This is a genomic window from Flavobacterium rakeshii (genome assembly GCF_009741375.1).
Classification (GTDB): domain Bacteria; phylum Bacteroidota; class Bacteroidia; order Flavobacteriales; family Flavobacteriaceae; genus Flavobacterium; species Flavobacterium rakeshii.
In genome coordinates this window covers 1-17,134 of record NZ_WOWP01000050.1, presented here as the reverse complement: position 1 = coordinate 17,134, position 17,134 = coordinate 1, and the positions used below count along the sequence as shown (strand labels likewise).

Below are 17,134 nucleotides of genomic sequence, written 5' to 3'. Positions count from 1 at the left end.
GAGGTAAAAACAAGGCAGCACACCCATTACTATTTACTGGTGTACACCATACACAGCAGGGAAAATGCAGTGGCCGACCTTAGCGACATCATAAAAAAGAAAAGCAAAGGGCAGTACACAATAACGTTGTTTATACACAAAGCAACTACCGTGAGGCAGCTTACCGCAGAAAGTAAATATTTCTATTATTATGCCATGCATAAGGGGATCAACCTGTATGAGCACGAGGTTGTACCTCCGTGTATCGCCTTTGAGAAGGAACCTCAGCGAAATGTAAAGTACATAAAAGCGTACTGGCACAATCGTAACCGCGTTTCGGAAGTGTTCCTGCAATCCCAAGGCATGGTAGACGGCATTGACACCGAACCGATACAGGAAGCCATGATGCAGGTTGCCATGGAAAATACGGCACTGGCTCTTATCAATACTTTTCTGGGCTACCGACCTATTCATTTTAATCTCGGTTACCTTTTTGATATCTGTTCGCTGTTCTGCACGTTGGTTAGAGAGTTTTTTCCAAGGAATTCCCAAGAGGAAATCAAAATGTTTGAGCTAATCTCCAAACACATCAGCAAACTCAGGAGCGCCCACCTCGGCCCTATGGATTTTGTAAGCACGGAACTATTGCAACGCAGGTGCCGGCTTTTCCATGAAAAAGCTACTATCCTGATTGAGTCGGAAATCGAGAGGCTTGAAAAGCTTGCTAAAGAGAATAAACAATCTAAAAATGAAAGTGATGGAAACGAATGAGAGTAAAAATCCCGAAAGCGATATATCGCTAACCAAACGATTGGAGAAAATAGGGCTTCCCATTTACATGATGACTGATACGGAATGCTACGAATGTAAGCTCCGCTACAGTAACTACTTTGATGTATTTATCGTCATAGAAGATCTTGTTGAAATCTCGCTACACACGCTGTATAATTCAGAGTCCGAAAACAGCGGCTTTGTCAGTCATCCCACCCGACACCTTGTAAGTGTTCTTGAGTTAATTAAACAACTGCTTCCCGGTGATACCGGACAAACACTAAAGGAACTCAATGATTACCTCAATGCCAAGAAAGAAGAGTTACTTAAAGAAATAGATTCTAACCCCACTAAATAGTACAATTATGGAAACAAAAAAATCACAGGAACTGGAAGCTTTTGCTTCACTTCTAACCAAAGCTACGGAGTTTAATATGCTGAAGCCTTATCATAACCGAGAGGATATGTATACGGCTAAATTGTTCTTTAGCGACTACAACGATCTTAATCTAGCTGTAATGGATATCATTCAGGTATGTATGACCGCCTTGTATTCTATGGAAGAAAGCGGTAATGACAGGAAGTTGGCATCAGCACTTACCATTGCCGATGTACTTCAAATAGCACTTGACCTCATGCCAATGGAGGAATTTCAGATATTGGATAGTTGCCATCAACTGCATTTGAAGTTGAAAGATCTTGAAAATGAAAATCATAAGTAAATTTTGACTACGATAAATCAGGCTCAATATTGTAATTTTATTTGTGCCGTTTTGCTGAAAGCAAAATAGAGAGCGAAAGTTGAATTACAAATGAAGAGGAATTATGAGCGAGCATGTAACCAAAGACGATTTAAGGCAGTACAGCCTTATGATTATTGATGAAATTAGAAAACTAAAACCCGAGATTAAAAAAGATGACGAAGTGGAATGGCTGAAAAGCCGCGCAGCCAGAAAAATGTTGACCATGTCGGCAGGATCGTTACAAAACTTAAGAGTAACGGGACAGGTGCGCTTTAAAAAAGTTTTGGGTTCCTACTACTACAATAGGACTGACCTACTGAAATTATTCACCGGAAACTGATGGGTTATGACGGCAAAGGACATTCACAACCATCTTTCCAAACTGGAAAATGATGCCAGGCTCAATGTCTGGCATTTTGCGCTCCTAACGGCTATACTAACTTTGGCTGCAAGACAAAAACAATCCAAGACTATTAATGTGAGCCGAAGGAAACTCATGGCACTTTCACATATCAAAACACTTCCCTCCTATCATAAGTATTTAAAAGAGCTTGAGAAACTAGGAATAATAAAGTATACTCCGTCTTATCATCCGGGATATAAGAGTGAGGTGGAGTTGCTGTAAACTTAATAATACTATTTGCCTACAACAATCTTGTTAATCTGGTGTTAATAGCAAAATCAAATCGCAGATAAGAAAAGTTATTTCCTATTTTAGCTATCGACAAAGGTAAGGTGTTGTCAACTCAATAATATTTATTCGCTAAAAAGCCCAGGCAAATGCTCGGGCTTTTTTTGTGTACTACCCAAGAAATCCGGGTAAACTACAAAGTACTGTGTTTTGTGGTTACTATGTCCTACTATTATGACGCGAATATATACTGATCACAGCGTCATAATAATAAAACTGCAAAACTAACTTTTACTAAAAACCATTCAGGAATACTGTACTTTAATTGAAAATTATTCTTTTGCTACCTTACCTTTACCAAAGCATCTGGTACAGGTTCTTGTATCTGAATTATAACCTTTTCCGCTACAATCACTACATTTTCTGGATTGGGTAGAATAGGCTTTACCAAAACAATAAGCACATTTATGCCATTTTTTTCCTACAGCTGTTCCGTGATCTATATACGAACCTCCATTCCCATTACAATTTGAACAGGCTTTTTGGTAAGATTCATATCCTTTACCGTTACAGGAGAAACAATCCTTATGATAGGACTCTGTTCCGGTGCCGCTACAATTGCCACAGGTCGTGTGCGTTGACTCATAATGTGCCTTCTCGTCGATATCAACCATGAGCTGTGTTACAGCTTTAGTCTCATCATCGGTAATTCTGTCAACACTTTTATCAAATTTTTTAATTTGGTCCTTCTGATCCCCTTTAAAATTAAAGAAACGTTCCATTTCTTTTTGAGCGTTACTATAGTCCCTACTGTAATAATAGCACAATATATAGAGGTATTGCAACTCTAAGTTACTGCCTCCTAAGGCTTCTTCTGCTTTTTTGCAATATGGAATGGCATTACTATAGCTGCCCGATTCTTTTAATTCCTTGGCTTTATAGTAAAACCCCTGAGCTCTGAAATTGTTATTTTGAGCATGGGAAACCGATGAAATTAAAAACAGTAATAATGATGTGAAAATTATTTTATTCATGCGTTGTTATTTTTCAGATTAGCCACTGATTACAATAGCAGTAGTTTACTGCTTCAAAAATTTTATACCTATATCCCTATTGATCACATGGCCTGTAAGAGTCTCCGTAGCTATCACCTGCAAAACGTAGTTTATCCATCAGTACATACATTTTTTTATTCTTAAGCACATACTCCTCTGTAATATGCGACTCACCCGGCTTTAAGTCAAAACGGTATATCGCATTCGCATTCGGATCTGTGGTAACCCTATGACTGATTGAGATTCCCTTTTTGTAGTTGTTCTTTATCTCTACCTGGACCTGGTTTTTTTCCGCAATAGAAGTAGTGCGCTCTCTGTAACGGTAACTGATACCGGAAAAACAATTGCCGGTGTACCAAATAGACCAGGCTGTCCAGTCACCTGAGAATTCCTCATTAGCAGTAATTCTCAAGCTTGAAATATTTGTTGTAGTAAAACCGCTTAGACAAGTAAAAATAGCGAACAGGTATACTGTGAATAGTATTGATGAACGTTTCATAATAGAATAATTTTGTTGGTTGAACACTGTATTAAAGTATCTTACAAAATTATGTGAGAGCTATTTTACAGAAAATACCTTATGAAGGGTATTTTTCCACTTTCTAATGAAGTTCTAAATGTTAATCAATATGTGTGGGAATTTCGGCAAAGACAAAAGTACCTCCGTTGGGAGCTTTACTAATCTCAATCATACCTTTACAGTACTCAATACTATTTTTCAGCATCACTAAGCCCCTTCCGTTTTTTGTATTTGCTGTATCGCTGTAACCTATACCATCATCTTCTATATATACCGTGACAGCATTTTCGAGCTCTATAATTTGAAGTAGTATATTTCCCGCCTTTGCATGCTTTAAAATATTGTTTAAAACCTCATTTACCATTCTGTAAATAGTTAAGGGAAGTTGTGCAGGCCATAAGGTAGTATCATCTATCCCATCAATAATAACTTCAACATGAATATCATCGGAGGTATTTAGTAAGCTTACCAGATCCTGAAGTGCCGGCTTAAGTCCGAATTTTTCCAGAGCAATGGGCATCAACGAATGACTGATTGTACGAATTGATTCTGTAATCTCTCCCAATACTCTTGAGGTCGCCTGTAGTTTTGCCTGCTGCCCTGTTTCCTGAATACCGCCTGAAGTAGCTAACTGACTTACATTTAACTGAGCGATGGATAACAGGTTACCTACCTCATCATGCAGTTTATGCGCAATATTCTTACGTTCGTCCTGTTCCGCCTGAGAAAGAGTATTTGCAAGATTCAGTAGATGCTCCTGCTCTAATTGCTCCAACTGAGCCGTATGCAACAGCTTTGCCTGTCTCCTTTTTAAAACCATAACAATAAGTATTATTATAGCTATTCCTGCCAATATTATAGCAAAAATAAGGGTAGTTATGCGCTTTTGCTTACTTTTTTGCACTTCGATTTGATGCAGCAGCTCCTGCCTCTCAATCTGATAGTTTGCCTCAGCCTTTAAAACAGCCATTTTTTCATTTTGGTTATAAAGGCTGTCTAGTAATGTTAGCTGTCTTTTATAATTTACCAGTAAACTGTCTTTATTTCCGATAATGGAATCATATTCAATAGCAACCTGATTGGCTATGGCGGTGGTCATCGGTCTCAGGTAACCAACTCCTTTGAGGCTATCTACCGAGTTTAAAAATGTTTGTGCCTCACCAAGTTTGTTGTTCTCAATTTTTATAGAAGCCAATGAACTTTTCACAGAAGCTATTTCTGTTATATTTTGTATTACTTCAAATATTTTCAGCGCCTTTGTAAGGTATTCCTCAGCAGCTTTGTAGTCTTTCTGTGTTAACAGAAAATTTCCATAATTCCTATAGGTAACTGCCCGCCAGGAATCATTATCAATTGAAGCTGCTATCTCAAGTGCTTTTTTAAAGTTAATGTAAGCAGAATCTATTCGTTGTAATCCCTTATAGTCCTGTGCCAGGTTCATATTGTAGTAAGGATTACGCTCATCATAACCTAATCTCTTCGCAATGGTAAGCGCACGTAAATGATACTTTTTTGCCGTTTGATAATCATTAAGATTGGAAAACAGCAATCCTATATTATTAAGATTGTACATAATACGGGCACTGTCCTTGTATTTTTCATTTATTTTCAACGCTTTTATATAATTATCAATAGCATCCTCGTGCTTATGCATTAAATTCAGGGCATTACCTTTATTACCATAGATTCCGGATAAAATCCTGTTTTCAGTATCACTGCCATACAAGGCTATAGCTTTATCAAATTCTATGATAGCCAGGTCATACTTCCCTACATTATTATAAAGAAGCCCCTTGGAAGCAACAACATTCAGAAAAAATTGTGTCTTGGTATTTTCAACACTGCTATAGGTCCTGTAAGCCTCATCCAACCAGTACAACGCACTGTCATTTTGAGCCAGACTGGCATAGGTAGTACCCATATTTTGCTCCGCATGTCCCTTCAGGGTTACTCTATCACCTGAAATAGCTGCTGCACGGGACTTACCGAATACTGTTATCGCTTTTTGGTTATTACCCAGTGCGCGTAATAAATAACCGTAAAAATTGTATACTTCGGCCAATCTTTTATAGTTGCTGTCCGCAAGGGCTATTTTTTCTGCCTGTAGAATATCCTGTTCAGCACGTTCTGATAAAGCCAGGGGGTATACATCAGATCGTTTCAGCAGTGTCTCAATCTTAAGGTCATTATCGGATGTATGTTCTATTATATTGGTAAGGCTGTCCAGTACTCTTTTATCCTGTGCTTTTAGCGTAAACTTTGTAATAAGCAGGATAAAAAGGGATAGGACTTTTAATTGTAATGTAAATCTCATCGGTAGGGCTGGCTTTAAATTTTATATTGGGCTGCAACTATTTTTCACCAAAATCGTAAAACTATTGATTTACTGCCAATTAAAAAATACCTCATATGAGGTATTTTTTGTTTATTTAAGAATTATTTGCGCAAAGTTGATCTCTAATACCGTATAAAATAAACATAGATCGCTAAATTTGTACCACCAACCCAATAGCCTCAGCCATGCTAAAAATCATTATCACTGATGACCATCCCATAGTTCGACAAGGTATTACAGAGCTTATAAACAGTGAACCGTCTTTCACTATAACCGGCCAATTTGATGACGGTCAACTCCTATTGCAGTCATCGGCTTTAGTAGAGGCCGATATTCTATTTCTGGATTTAAATATGCCAAGAACTGATGGTTTGAAGGTTTTACAACAAATAAGAGACAAGAAGATTAAAGTAAAAACAATTGTTTTAACATCGTATGCTTCTGAAAAACTTGCAGCTGAGTGCCGTAAACTTGGTGCTTCGGCCTACTTACTCAAAACTAATAATATTGAAAATTTAATCCTGATTATTAAAGACGTAATGAAGGGGGAGACCTTTTTTGAAACGATTTCTACCCCAATATCAAAAGAAGATAATCAATTTACCTATCTTGACGGCTTCCTTCAGAAATACAGACTTACAAAAAGAGAAACACAAATAATAAAACTAATTTGTACAGGCTATTCCTCTTCCGATATCGCCGATAAATTAGCATTGTCGGCCTTCACTGTCCAGACACATCGTAAAAATATCTTCAGAAAACTACAGCTCGAAAACTCAAACACGGCAAGTCTATATGATTTTGCTTCGAAAAACGGTTTGATTTAATAAATCTGAAGAAAAATACTGAACTAAATATATAGTTTTTCAATTCAATAATTTACTTGGTATTACCATCTAAGAGAAAAATGAGACTAATGACCGAAGAAAGAGAATATCTTTAAAACCAGTATATTTTCAATTAAAGAAATAATTATTTACAGATTGAAAACTAAAAAAGGGCAGAATATAACCTACTGCCCTTCAACTATATCATTTAATATTATTAATTAAACGCTATCTATCTTATTACAATAACATTTACTCACTACAATTTGTATCACCAGAATTATTCATACCTGTGTAATCAAAATATATATTCTGAATAGTAGATGAATTCCATACAGCTGATGGTAAGCATAAAAGAGATTGATTTGATGAAACAATTAGTGCATTCAAATTCATCGTTCCAATTTCAGAAGGTATGCTTTCCAAAAGATTATTGCTTAGCTTTAATTCACTTACGTTTTCAAGATTGGCTATTTCACTGGGAAGAGATGTAAGCTGATTGCCGCTGAAATTCAATACCCCGGCATAATCACCTATCAGGCTCGTCATATTTCCTATTTCAGGCGGAAGACTGGTTAGGGCATTATCCTCAACTGAAAAAGTTGTCAAATTGGTAAGATAACCTATTTCTGCCGGTAAACTGGTGAGTTCATTCCCAAATATGGATAGGGCATTGAGATTTGTTAGATTTCCAATCGTTGTAGGTAATGCAGTAAGGCCGTTAGTACTCCAACCCAAATCGGTTAGATTTACAAGATTTCCAATTGCAGCAGGCATCACCGGTAAATTATTCCCGCCTACAGTCAACCAGTTAAGGTTTGTTAATCCCCATAAACTCTCTGGAAGACTCGAAATATTATTACTATCCAGCTCAAGTTTGATCAGATTGTTTAAATTACCTATCTCAGAAGGAATACTCGTTAGATTATTCTGGAAAACACTAAGTACTTTTAAATTAGGTAGACTTCCTATTTCAGCTGGTAGTGAGGTAAGAGAATTATAACCTAGTAAAAAACCACCAAGTTCTGTCAAGCCTGCAATACTGGCCGGTATAGTTGTTAATCCTTTACTTTGAAAACTTAGACTTGTTACTCTACCATTATTTATAACCGCATCATTTTCTGTAAGTATTGAAATTACATCATTTTCATTTTCCGAGATCCATCGTGAATCACTTACGTCAATACCATTAGCTTCTAGAATGGATTTTACAGCGGCTGCATCGGTAAAAATCGATGGTTGCAACAATGATACTATTACAGGAAAACTACCGCTAATTGCGTTTAATTCATCCTGAAAAGTATAGTTTAAATTTGTTTCAATAAAATTTCCCTCAACGTTTGCCGGATTATTTATTGTGAAAGCAATTACGATATTGCCGTCATCATAGCTTGTATTTAAAGTAATATTATCATTCTCAACGGAGAATTGCAATGCATTAAAAACTGCTTCCCCACCTCCTGTAAGTTCTGTCGGTTGTTCAGATGGCATCGTATATACAGGGATCAGATCAATGTTGGAAAAGAATAGATTATCATTGACAAACTCTATGACACCATTAACTTTATCAACTGCTTCAGTAAATACCCCATGTGAGGCAAAGAAAGTATGTAAGCCTTCGTTTTCTGACGCAGTATCCCCAGATTCTATATCACGCTGTTCTATATTGAATGCAAGAGACTGGCTTTCTCCGTTTGTAAAGGAAAGATTTGATTGTGGCCCTCTGTTTAATTCTGACAGCATATCACCAAAAGCTACATTTACCTTCCTCAATTTGGAGGTCATCATCTCTTTGAGGTAATTCTTGCATTTTTTCCATGCTATATAAGCAACCAATGCTCCTGCCGCCTTTTCAAGGGGATCCGGAGCGAGCCATACAACCACAGCTCCACCGCCTAAAGCCAAGGCCGCTAACTGATGTTTCAAAAGGTGCGTATCTATATCGAAGGTTAAGTCCTTCGTGTTAAAACGCCCCGCTACATTTAACTCGCCACTTATTATACTGTTAAAAAGTTCATGATTAGCCTTGTAATAAATTGCTAAATGTTGCTTTTCTTCTTCATTTAGAGAATCATAATAATCATTAAACGAAGCTATGACATTATTCACGAGGAGTGCCTCTTCTGTTTCTTCCTCCTGAATCGTTAAGGCAAAAGCCGCAATGTCACTGAAAAATGGCTCCAGTTCCTGCTCAGGGGTACCTGGCAACACCGTTTCATTAACCGTATAAGTAAGGTTCAAACCAAGCCCTTCAACAACAAGATTTGCCTCTCCTAAGGCGGAAGAAGGCACCTGAAACATAATATTTTTTTCACCTACCCGGGCAAGGTTTATCGTATTCCCATTGAAAGTACCCGTATATTCTGCTGCCGAAACCGCTGTAGGCATTTCTATTGTCACCACCTGGCTTTGATTAACCTCGGTAGGAGTTATAATCTGTCCACCCTCTTCGGAAGGGCTGTCATCTTTAGAGCAACTGGCAAGAAATCCTGTAGAAGCCAATAAAAATAAAAATAGGCTAAATTTTAAAAAGTTTTTTTCTCTCATAATAATATAGTTAAGATTGATCTGTTAAGGACCTAGTATTATTACTGATACAATTGTACTGTATTCTGACACATCACTCCGTCCGACCAGATGTTCGTGTATGTGCCGGTAAATGCGTGAGTCCCTTCATCATAATTTGCATGTATTTCGAAATGGATACTTTCATCATTTTCAAAATCACTGTACTGGATTGAAATTTCAAGGTATTGTTCTTCAGGAACCCACTGGTATACCTGACTATAATAGCCACTGTTAAGATCCATTCCGGACGGATCATTCAGGAATGTTACGGTCTGATTGTCATTAAACACAAATTGAAGTATTGCTCCTGTCTCATCCATAAGCAATGTTTCATCACATTCTCCACCGCCCAATGTAATATTCATATTCCATGTTCCAGCTAAGATTGTTGAGGTAATTTCTATAGCAACGCTTGCAGATGCAGTACAACCATTAGCATCGGTAATCGTAATAGTATATTCACCATCAGCCAGCCCCGTGACAGAGCTTGTCGTGCTGCCATCACTCCACTGATAAGCATACGGAGGCTGTCCCCCTGATACTGATGCAGTTGCTGTATCTTCATCAGCGAAAGCTGTTACAGCGAGGTCTGACCCTGAACAATCCCTGTTTAGGGTTACCATTTTTGCCGTTATGCAGCCATTACCATCCTTCACGGCAACTAAATAATCTCCGTTTTCATAATCGCCTGCATAGATTCCGGTATCAGTAAATCCTGACTGACCCTCTAAAAAGTAACTAAATGGAGGGATACCTCCATCAGAGGGTGTTTCAACAACAATAGTACCTTCCCAGTCCATAAATACATTATAGGTAAGTGTATTCTCGATACATTCTGAAACCACAAGGTTTTCAGTAGGGTCACTCTCTAGCGTTACAGGATTTTCTATTGGTGTGTCTGGCGGATAAGGTATATCAGATGGCTCAAGTTCTGAAGCGTTGGCGTCAGCAGTAATAACTGCCAATGCAACTGCAGCAATGCCCACCGCTACTCCTACAGTTCCAACTGTTGCAATAATTGGGGCTGCTGCCGTACCCAAAGCCGCGAGCACAACTGTCTCTCCTCCTACCGCTAAAATAATACCTTCGCTTATAAGTATACTGGAACCGATAACGCCCAAAGCCTCCCAGGAATTTGTACCGGATACGTTTCTGCCACTATAAACCGGGTTTGAAGTATAGTTACCGCTATTTTCCAAAACATTAGAAGAATATAATAGTGCAGCCGATTGCGTTACCCAGTCATAATCATAAAATGAAACATTCACAACATTTTCATGTGCATAATTAAAATTCATTACCATAGGCTGCTTTGTACCGTTTACCGTAAAGAACGTAGATTTTATGCGGTTAAAAACAGGATCGATAACCATATTAACAATAGTATCATTGTTATTTATTTGGTAAGTGAGTGTATGTATATCGGCCGGTGCATTATTGCCGTCAAAACCACCGTATACATTAAGTGTTCCTTTGTCGTCTTTATATTGCGCCTGTAATGCGCTGGCATCGGGATTACCGGTTTGATTTTTAAATACGGTCAATTCGTAGCTTTGTGTTCCCGTTTGACCTGCATCGTGAGAATCATCATCCGAACAACCCATGAAAATACCAGTACACGAGGCGATTAACAGTAACAGGGTGAGGCGTAAAAAAAATTTTTGTGACATTTTATAATTTATTAAAGTAGTAATCAAGGTCTCTTTCTTTTCATCCAGTCTTTTAACTGAGGGATAAAGTTCTCTACCATGTAGATCCGTACGATTTCTTCCAGATTTGCTCTTGCGTTTTTATAAAACACCAGCCCCCAAGTCGATTTGCAGTCCTCGGGAGGATCATTTTCCAGTGCAGTATATTGATAGCATTCACCGTCTTTATCCTTTATGAGTTTATAGTAAAAATTTTCAATCGAAAAACTATACTCTTCTGTATATGTTTTTATAGCTACGGTATAACTTATCAATACCGGTTGTGGCTTTTTTATAACGATGTCAAGACCAATGTGCATGTAACTACCTTTCTCATCAGAAAAATATACTAGCCGGTTACTTTCCAATATACCGGATTCGGGTAATACGTTATCAACTTTATCTTCACGTCTCGCCCCTAAATACCAGTTTATGGCATTTTCAAACAGTTCTTTATGCTCAAAACCTGCAACTGATATTTTTTCCGAAAATTGAATTTTTTCTGATTGTGACCAGCTGGTAATGAACGTAAAGGCACATAGGATAATGAATATTTTTTTCATAAGTACAATTTAGAAACAAAGCTAAGCCTAAGAGATACGAGAAAAAATACCCTTTAAAGGGTATTTATACCCTACACTACATACATCTAAATTTGAGAATATTACCCTTTCCTGCCTATTGAAAAGAATTTAAAACAAAAACTTATCTTCACTTCAGGAATTGGGGATTATTAAATATACTCCTTCTTATCATCCGGGGTATAAAAGTGAGGTGGAGTTTTTTGGGTTGAGCAAAATTGTACTATCGGTGATGGCATAAAAAGAGGTCCTTTCCATTTGTCTCATCAGTGATGAGACAAATTTTGTGTATTGAATTAATCGATTTTACAATTGTCGCCACAGTGTGGCAACAATTGTAAAAGCAAAGATGCTGTCTCAAAAAGTGAAACAGCATCTTTAGTTTTTTAATCATTATTCAAATTTTCGTCCTCTTCAAAAATATCATGCAACTTCTGCTGCAACAATTCCTTTTCGGGCAATTGGGTTCTGTATTTTGCGACCATAGTTGGAGAAAGGCTTCTGCTAAGTGAATATTCAACCACTTGGTTATCCTTGTCTTTACAAAGCAGAATCCCCATACTTGGATTCTCATGTTCTTTCTTCACGTCCCTATCAATTGCTTCAAGGTAAAAATTTAGCTGCCCTATGTGCTCCGGTTTAAACTTACCTGCTTTCAATTCGAAAGCTACAAGGCATTGCAAACCGCGGTGATAAAACAATAAGTCGATATAAAAGTCACTGTTACCAACCATTAGCTTATACTCTTCAGCAATAAATATAAAGTCCCTGCCAAGTTCCAAGATGAAGTCCTTCATCTTGAGCAAAAGCCCTTTCTGCAGGTCATCTTCACTGTGATTCTCCGGCAGGTTAAGAAAATCAAACACGTAATTATCCTTGAAGACCTGCCCTATATGAGATTTGGATTTGGACTGAATTACAGTTTTAGGATTTTCGCTTGTTATTGCTCGTTCAAAGAGACTCGCGGAAATCTGACGGTCAAGTTCTCTAACGCTGTAGTTTTCTTTTATGCTCAGTTTTATATAAAATATTCGTTCTTCATCAGTACCGCAACGTCCGAAGATAATACGATGATGCGACCAGCTAATTTTAGCAAGTATGGTCTCTCTGATATCTTCTGATTCAAATTGGTGCCACAGTGTGGCACCAATTTCATGTTTCTGATTGTCAGGCTTCTGTATTTGTTGCTTCACTGCAGCAACAAACTGATTTGAGCAATACATTTCATAAAATTTGACCATTCTATAAAGTGCTGTGCGAGTGAAGCCCTTTAATTCACTGTGATTTTTTTTAAGGAAATCCGCCAGTTCGCCAACTGTCTTATCTCCCCATTCTGCATTTTTAATTTTGAGAGAGATGTAATGGCCTATATTCCAATATAAATTAATTAGTTCCTTATTTACAGCTTTTAAGGCATTATTACGTGCCTGTCTTATTAGCTGTGCTATTTCAATAAAATGATTTTCCATGATTTCTTGTAATTAGTTTAATGAAGCTTTTTGGTTACTTGTCAACAATGCTTTAAGTTCATTTATCTCCTGCTGCATTTTCGAGATAACAGATTCGTTGTCTTCCTGTGGCTTTTTCTCACTAAGGCGCTCTTGCAATTGCCTCATTTCCTTTCCAATTGATTTATGCTCTGTAATAGCATATTCTTCGGTTTGCTTTACTGATTGATGGCCAAGCATCTCTTTAACCACATGAATAGGAACATCATTATTGAGTGTTACAGTACTTCCAAAAGTACGCCTGGCCTTATGAGTGTTGAGCGTACTTTGAATGCCGCAGAGATCAGCTATTTCTTTTAAATAGCCATTCATCCGCTGATTAGAAATTACAGGAAGGACAGTACCACGTTCCACACACGTAGGATGTGCTTTATACCTTTCAATTATCCTTAACGCTTGGGGAAGTAACGGAACCTTAAAACTGCTGCCTGTCTTTTGCCGCTCTTTAAGTATCCATAATTCGCCATCATCACCTTTCCTTATATCAGATACTTTTAAATTATATACATCGATATATGCCAGTCCGGTATAACATTGAAATACAAAGACATCCCGCACTGTAGCAAGTCTTTCAATAGTAATAGGGTGGTTCTCCAACTGATATAATTCATGCTTTGATAATGGCCTTTTAATAATTTTTTCCTTTTTACTTTTAAACCTTTTAAAAGGATCGACGGTTATAATCTCTTTGTCAATAGCTCTAAGAACAATTTTCTTAAAATTGGAAATGTATTTAAGCGTAGTATTATTGCTTATTCCCTTTACCGATTTCAAATAAAATTCAAAGTCCTTTACAAACTCGTAATTAAGTTCCCTGAACTCCAGATCATCAATTCCGTACTTAAATTTTAAAAACTCCCTAACATGCGACTTAGCGGTCTCATATCTTATATGGGTGACTTTTGAATACTCTCTGGGAACTAAGGCTTTAATTTCATCATTATGAAGACTGAACTCTTCCATAACTTTTGCTTTAGAAACAGTCTTCCCCAAAACAAAATCAATCAGTCTTTGAGCGGTAATGGTATGTCCTTCCAGCATCAGGCTCGTTCGGTAGTGATTTATCCTGGCAGCTAACGAATCCAGAAACAGATTTACAGCTTTAGCATCTTCCCTAATACCAGTTGCTCTTTCTAATTTCTGATTCCATCGCTGCACATTCCACTTTCGCTTTGTGGAAGTTTCTTTAGGGATTCCGTCTACCGTTACCCTCAAATAGATAAACCGTTCATTGCTTTGCTTTGACGAGCTCTTCAAAAAGAAGGTAAGCCCGAAACTTTGTTCTAACATAATTCAACATTTTTAAATTAATAAAGTTCGAATTATACCGTCTTTAAGTCAAGATGTAAAACCTGTTTACAGGTTGATTATCAAAAGTTTAACCCCTATTTTGTGGCAATTTTATCCGGCACTAGAAATTGCCACAGATTTGCCACAAATTTTTTTATCACTTTTGAAAATTTTGCAGGTAGCATAAGAAACAAAAAAACCTGCAAAACATTGATTTTGCAGGTTTTACGATACTTTTTGAAAATTTTGCTTTGTTTTAAAAAAGCTAAAAATTCAGTAAAAGTGGAGAAGATGGGAGTCGAACCCACGACCTCTTGCATGCCATGCAAGCGCTCTAGCCAGCTGAGCTACATCCCCAAAACTGTGAAGCAAATATAATATAATTCACTACCAAAAATACAAACTTTTAAAGTTTTTGTTTTTCTCTTTTTCATTTTACTTTAATTTTACCAAAAACAAAGCAAGCATGAGTACTACAACCAGGCCTAACGGGTCTTTATATACAAAAATTGAAAACAAAATCGCTACTGTAGAGTTTGGTCATCCGGCAAGTAATTCATTCCCCGGCGAGCTATTACAGCGACTTACAGACGAGTTTAATAAACTTAGTAATAACCCTGAAGTAAGTATCATTATACTTAAAAGTGAAGGCGAAGGTGCTTTTTGTGCAGGAGCATCGTTTGACGAGCTACTAGCAGTATCTAATTTAGAAGAAGGTGCTGTTTTCTTCGCAGGCTTTGCCAATGTTATCAATGCTATGCGCAACTGTTCAAAGCTAATTATAGGCCGTATACACGGAAAAGCTGTAGGTGGTGGCGTAGGCCTGGCTTCTGCATGTGATTATACACTGGCGACAGAAGGAAGTGCTATAAAGCTATCTGAATTCACTATAGGTATCGGTCCGTTTGTAATCGCCCCGGCTGTAGAAAGAAAAATGGGTAAAGCCGCACTTGCAGAGATGACACTTGCCGCACACGAATGGAAAAATGCCTACTGGGCACAGGAAAAAGGTTTGTATGCCAAGGTATTTGAAAATATAAAAGAGCTCGACAACGAACTTGAAATTTTCAGTTCTAAACTGGCATCTTATAACCCCGAAGCTTTAAACGAAATGAAAAAAGTACTGTGGGAAGGCACCGAAAACTGGGGCACCTTACTGGCAGAACGCGCAAAAATATCAGGAAGACTTGTGCTTTCCGACTTTACAAAACAGGCTTTGGAGAGGTTTAAAAAATAGCCTCTCCCCTTGTTTTTAACCAGCCTGTAATACTTAAACGTTCCTGTTTTACAGGCTTAACTTCGTGTTCTAAAACGCTGCTTTCAAAAATCACCATACGTCCCTGTACCGGATAAATATTCTCTGTGCGTTCTGTGCCGTTTTCAGGAATATAAACAGCCAGTTCACCTCCATATTCCGGCAACCAGTCTTCTTCATTAAGATAACATACTACAGACAGTTTTCTTCTGCTGTCATTTTGAAACGTATCCAAGTGACGCTTATAAAATGTCCCTTCAGGATATAACGCATAATGAAATTCCTGTTCTGCAATCCCCATAAAGCAAGTTCTGTTAAGGTAATCGATAAAATGATTCAGCCGTGCAAAAAACTTAGTTTCAGCAGGGTTACATTTACTTTCATCCAACCAGAAAATAAAATCACCCCTAACGGCTTTCATAACCTGTTCGTTAGACCAGTTTCCAATAGCTGATTTTTTGAACTGATCGTCATCGTATTTATCTAAGAGGCTTTGGCGAAGCTCAAGTACTTCCTCCAGAGGAAAAAAGTTTTCTACCACACTATATTGCTTCTCTAAAAGGTCGGTTATGACCTTTTCATACAACGGATTCAACTGTAACTCATCCATATAGCGCCATAATTAAAAAAGGCGAGCAAAGATAACAGGAAAACCAATAGGTTGAGAATAAATTAATGCGATGCATTTAATTTAGTAAATTTGCACACTTAATACTATTATAATGAGCAAAATCAGGATTACAAAACAGTTTAATTTTGAAACCGGACATGCCCTTTACGGATATGACGGCAAATGTAAAAACGTACACGGACACAGTTATAAACTATCGGTAACCGTTATAGGAAGCCCTATTACAGATACCAGCAATGTTAAGTACGGAATGGTAATTGATTTTGGCGATCTTAAAAAGATAGTTAAGGAAGAAATTGTAGATATTTTTGACCATGCTACTGTTTTTAATCAAAATACGCCTCATATTGAGCTTGCTAACGAATTAAAAACAAGAGGACATCATGTAATTTTAGTAGATTACCAGCCTACTAGTGAAAACATGGTAATTGATTTTGCCGCAAAAATTAAAAGCAGATTACCAGAAAACATAGCGCTACATTCATTAAGACTTCAGGAGACCGAAACTTCTTTTGCCGAATGGTATCAGAGCGATAACCAATAAAAGAAGTATACACAATAAAAAAAGCAGCCCAATGGGCTGCTTTTTACTTTTTAGGTTGGTTAAAATTGTTAAGGCGATTTATAATTGATTATTTCTTCACGATAATAAACTCAGATCGTCTGTTTTGAGCGTGTTGCTCTTCAGTACAGTTTTCTTTACAGTCTACTTTAGGCTCGCTCTCACCATATCCCTGTCCGGAGATACGCTC

At 37.5% G+C, this 17,134-nt stretch carries 17 protein-coding genes and 1 tRNA gene; 8 read left to right on the top strand and 10 right to left on the bottom strand.

The genetic code is table 11. The annotated features are described in order from the left end of the window. The 5 genes from GN157_RS17855 to GN157_RS12570 form a co-directional block, all read left to right on the top strand. Positions 1-750 (top strand): hypothetical protein (locus tag GN157_RS17855; RefSeq protein WP_197429450.1); only part of this gene is annotated, 750 nt, incomplete at its 5' end. Then, on the top strand, positions 728-1,108 hold the full coding sequence (locus GN157_RS12585) for a hypothetical protein (RefSeq protein WP_157483779.1): 381 nt from the start codon (positions 728-730) through the stop codon (positions 1,106-1,108). The genes GN157_RS17855 and GN157_RS12585, both read left to right, overlap by 23 nt. Before the next feature lie 7 nt (positions 1,109-1,115). Then, positions 1,116-1,472: a hypothetical protein gene (locus GN157_RS12580; RefSeq protein WP_157483777.1), complete on the top strand. Its 357-nt coding sequence runs from the start codon at positions 1,116-1,118 to the stop codon at positions 1,470-1,472. A 103-nt stretch (positions 1,473-1,575) separates the two neighbouring features. Continuing rightward, positions 1,576-1,833: a DNA-binding protein gene (locus GN157_RS12575; RefSeq protein ID WP_157483775.1), complete on the top strand. Its 258-nt coding sequence runs from the start codon at positions 1,576-1,578 to the stop codon at positions 1,831-1,833. 6 nt (positions 1,834-1,839) lie between these two features. Further along, entirely contained in the window at positions 1,840-2,118 is a 279-nt protein-coding gene (locus GN157_RS12570; protein ID WP_157483773.1) for a hypothetical protein, read from the top strand. 338 nt (positions 2,119-2,456) lie between these two features. Here GN157_RS12570 and GN157_RS12565 read toward each other — a convergent pair whose 3' ends face one another. From GN157_RS12565 to GN157_RS12555, 3 genes are all read right to left on the bottom strand, one after another. After that, positions 2,457-3,158, bottom strand: coding sequence for an outer membrane protein assembly factor BamD (locus GN157_RS12565; protein WP_157483771.1), 702 nt, complete (start codon positions 3,156-3,158; stop codon positions 2,457-2,459). A gap of 76 nt (positions 3,159-3,234) precedes the next feature. Continuing rightward, positions 3,235-3,678 carry a hypothetical protein gene (locus GN157_RS12560; RefSeq protein ID WP_157483769.1) on the bottom strand — a complete coding sequence of 148 codons (444 nt, stop codon included), beginning with the start codon at positions 3,676-3,678 and terminating at the stop codon, positions 3,235-3,237. Positions 3,679-3,799: 121 nt separating this feature from the next. Further along, on the bottom strand, positions 3,800-6,013 hold the full coding sequence (locus GN157_RS12555; protein WP_157483767.1) for an ATP-binding protein: 2,214 nt from the start codon (positions 6,011-6,013) through the stop codon (positions 3,800-3,802). 206 nt (positions 6,014-6,219) lie between these two features. On the opposite strand from GN157_RS12555, the gene GN157_RS12550 reads away from it, so the two are divergent. Beyond that, positions 6,220-6,861 (top strand): response regulator, encoded by a 642-nt coding sequence (locus tag GN157_RS12550; RefSeq protein ID WP_157483765.1) that lies wholly within the window; start codon positions 6,220-6,222, stop codon positions 6,859-6,861. Between the two features lie 252 nt (positions 6,862-7,113). Here the strand turns inward: GN157_RS12550 and GN157_RS12545 are convergent, their stop codons facing one another. The 6 genes from GN157_RS12545 to GN157_RS12520 all read right to left on the bottom strand — a co-directional run bounded on the left by GN157_RS12545 (position 7,114) and on the right by GN157_RS12520 (position 14,853). Then, positions 7,114-9,408 (bottom strand): leucine-rich repeat domain-containing protein, encoded by a 2,295-nt coding sequence (locus GN157_RS12545; RefSeq protein ID WP_157483762.1) that lies wholly within the window; start codon positions 9,406-9,408, stop codon positions 7,114-7,116. 41 nt (positions 9,409-9,449) lie between these two features. After that, positions 9,450-11,099, bottom strand: coding sequence for a SprB repeat-containing protein (locus GN157_RS12540; RefSeq protein WP_157483760.1), 1,650 nt, complete (start codon positions 11,097-11,099; stop codon positions 9,450-9,452). A 23-nt stretch (positions 11,100-11,122) separates the two neighbouring features. Next, positions 11,123-11,680 (bottom strand): hypothetical protein, encoded by a 558-nt coding sequence (locus GN157_RS12535; RefSeq protein WP_157483758.1) that lies wholly within the window; start codon positions 11,678-11,680, stop codon positions 11,123-11,125. Between the two features lie 404 nt (positions 11,681-12,084). Beyond that, positions 12,085-13,167: a PDDEXK nuclease domain-containing protein gene (locus GN157_RS12530; protein ID WP_157483756.1), complete on the bottom strand. Its 1,083-nt coding sequence runs from the start codon at positions 13,165-13,167 to the stop codon at positions 12,085-12,087. Positions 13,168-13,179: 12 nt separating this feature from the next. Continuing rightward, entirely contained in the window at positions 13,180-14,496 is a 1,317-nt protein-coding gene (locus GN157_RS12525; protein ID WP_157483755.1) for a site-specific integrase, read from the bottom strand. Positions 14,497-14,779: 283 nt separating this feature from the next. Next, positions 14,780-14,853: transfer RNA gene (locus tag GN157_RS12520), tRNA-Ala, on the bottom strand. A gap of 109 nt (positions 14,854-14,962) precedes the next feature. Between GN157_RS12520 and GN157_RS12515 the strand changes: the two genes are divergently transcribed. Then, the gene (locus GN157_RS12515; RefSeq protein WP_157483752.1) at positions 14,963-15,733 is read left to right on the top strand and encodes an enoyl-CoA hydratase/isomerase family protein; all 771 of its coding nucleotides are present in this window, start codon (positions 14,963-14,965) and stop codon (positions 15,731-15,733) included. Here the strand turns inward: GN157_RS12515 and GN157_RS12510 are convergent. Then, positions 15,723-16,361: a 2OG-Fe(II) oxygenase gene (locus GN157_RS12510; RefSeq protein WP_157483751.1), complete on the bottom strand. Its 639-nt coding sequence runs from the start codon at positions 16,359-16,361 to the stop codon at positions 15,723-15,725. The genes GN157_RS12515 and GN157_RS12510 overlap by 11 nt on opposite strands. A 112-nt stretch (positions 16,362-16,473) precedes the next feature. Here GN157_RS12510 and GN157_RS12505 point away from each other — a divergent pair, with 112 nt between their 5' ends. After that, positions 16,474-16,926 carry a 6-pyruvoyl trahydropterin synthase family protein gene (locus GN157_RS12505; protein WP_157483749.1) on the top strand — a complete coding sequence of 151 codons (453 nt, stop codon included), beginning with the start codon at positions 16,474-16,476 and terminating at the stop codon, positions 16,924-16,926. Positions 16,927-17,134: the final 208 nt, after the last annotated feature.

What these genes read in the sequence shown, in the direction of transcription:
- GN157_RS12560 (WP_157483769.1), bottom strand. Translation starts at nt 3,678, where the DNA reads ATGAAACGTTCATCAATACTATTCACAGTATACCTGTTCGCTATTTTT.
- GN157_RS12545 (WP_157483762.1), bottom strand. Translation starts at nt 9,408, where the DNA reads ATGAGAGAAAAAAACTTTTTAAAATTTAGCCTATTTTTATTTTTATTG.
- GN157_RS12505 (WP_157483749.1), top strand. Translation starts at nt 16,474, where the DNA reads ATGAGCAAAATCAGGATTACAAAACAGTTTAATTTTGAAACCGGACAT.
- GN157_RS12570 (WP_157483773.1), top strand. Translation starts at nt 1,840, where the DNA reads ATGACGGCAAAGGACATTCACAACCATCTTTCCAAACTGGAAAATGAT.
- GN157_RS12585 (WP_157483779.1), top strand. Translation starts at nt 728, where the DNA reads ATGAAAGTGATGGAAACGAATGAGAGTAAAAATCCCGAAAGCGATATA.
- GN157_RS12555 (WP_157483767.1), bottom strand. Translation starts at nt 6,013, where the DNA reads ATGAGATTTACATTACAATTAAAAGTCCTATCCCTTTTTATCCTGCTT.
- GN157_RS12530 (WP_157483756.1), bottom strand. Translation starts at nt 13,167, where the DNA reads ATGGAAAATCATTTTATTGAAATAGCACAGCTAATAAGACAGGCACGT.
- GN157_RS12580 (WP_157483777.1), top strand. Translation starts at nt 1,116, where the DNA reads ATGGAAACAAAAAAATCACAGGAACTGGAAGCTTTTGCTTCACTTCTA.
- GN157_RS12510 (WP_157483751.1), bottom strand. Translation starts at nt 16,361, where the DNA reads ATGGATGAGTTACAGTTGAATCCGTTGTATGAAAAGGTCATAACCGAC.
- GN157_RS12540 (WP_157483760.1), bottom strand. Translation starts at nt 11,099, where the DNA reads ATGTCACAAAAATTTTTTTTACGCCTCACCCTGTTACTGTTAATCGCC.
- GN157_RS12565 (WP_157483771.1), bottom strand. Translation starts at nt 3,158, where the DNA reads ATGAATAAAATAATTTTCACATCATTATTACTGTTTTTAATTTCATCG.
- GN157_RS12525 (WP_157483755.1), bottom strand. Translation starts at nt 14,496, where the DNA reads ATGTTAGAACAAAGTTTCGGGCTTACCTTCTTTTTGAAGAGCTCGTCA.
- GN157_RS12535 (WP_157483758.1), bottom strand. Translation starts at nt 11,680, where the DNA reads ATGAAAAAAATATTCATTATCCTATGTGCCTTTACGTTCATTACCAGC.
- GN157_RS12515 (WP_157483752.1), top strand. Translation starts at nt 14,963, where the DNA reads ATGAGTACTACAACCAGGCCTAACGGGTCTTTATATACAAAAATTGAA.
- GN157_RS12550 (WP_157483765.1), top strand. Translation starts at nt 6,220, where the DNA reads ATGCTAAAAATCATTATCACTGATGACCATCCCATAGTTCGACAAGGT.
- GN157_RS12575 (WP_157483775.1), top strand. Translation starts at nt 1,576, where the DNA reads ATGAGCGAGCATGTAACCAAAGACGATTTAAGGCAGTACAGCCTTATG.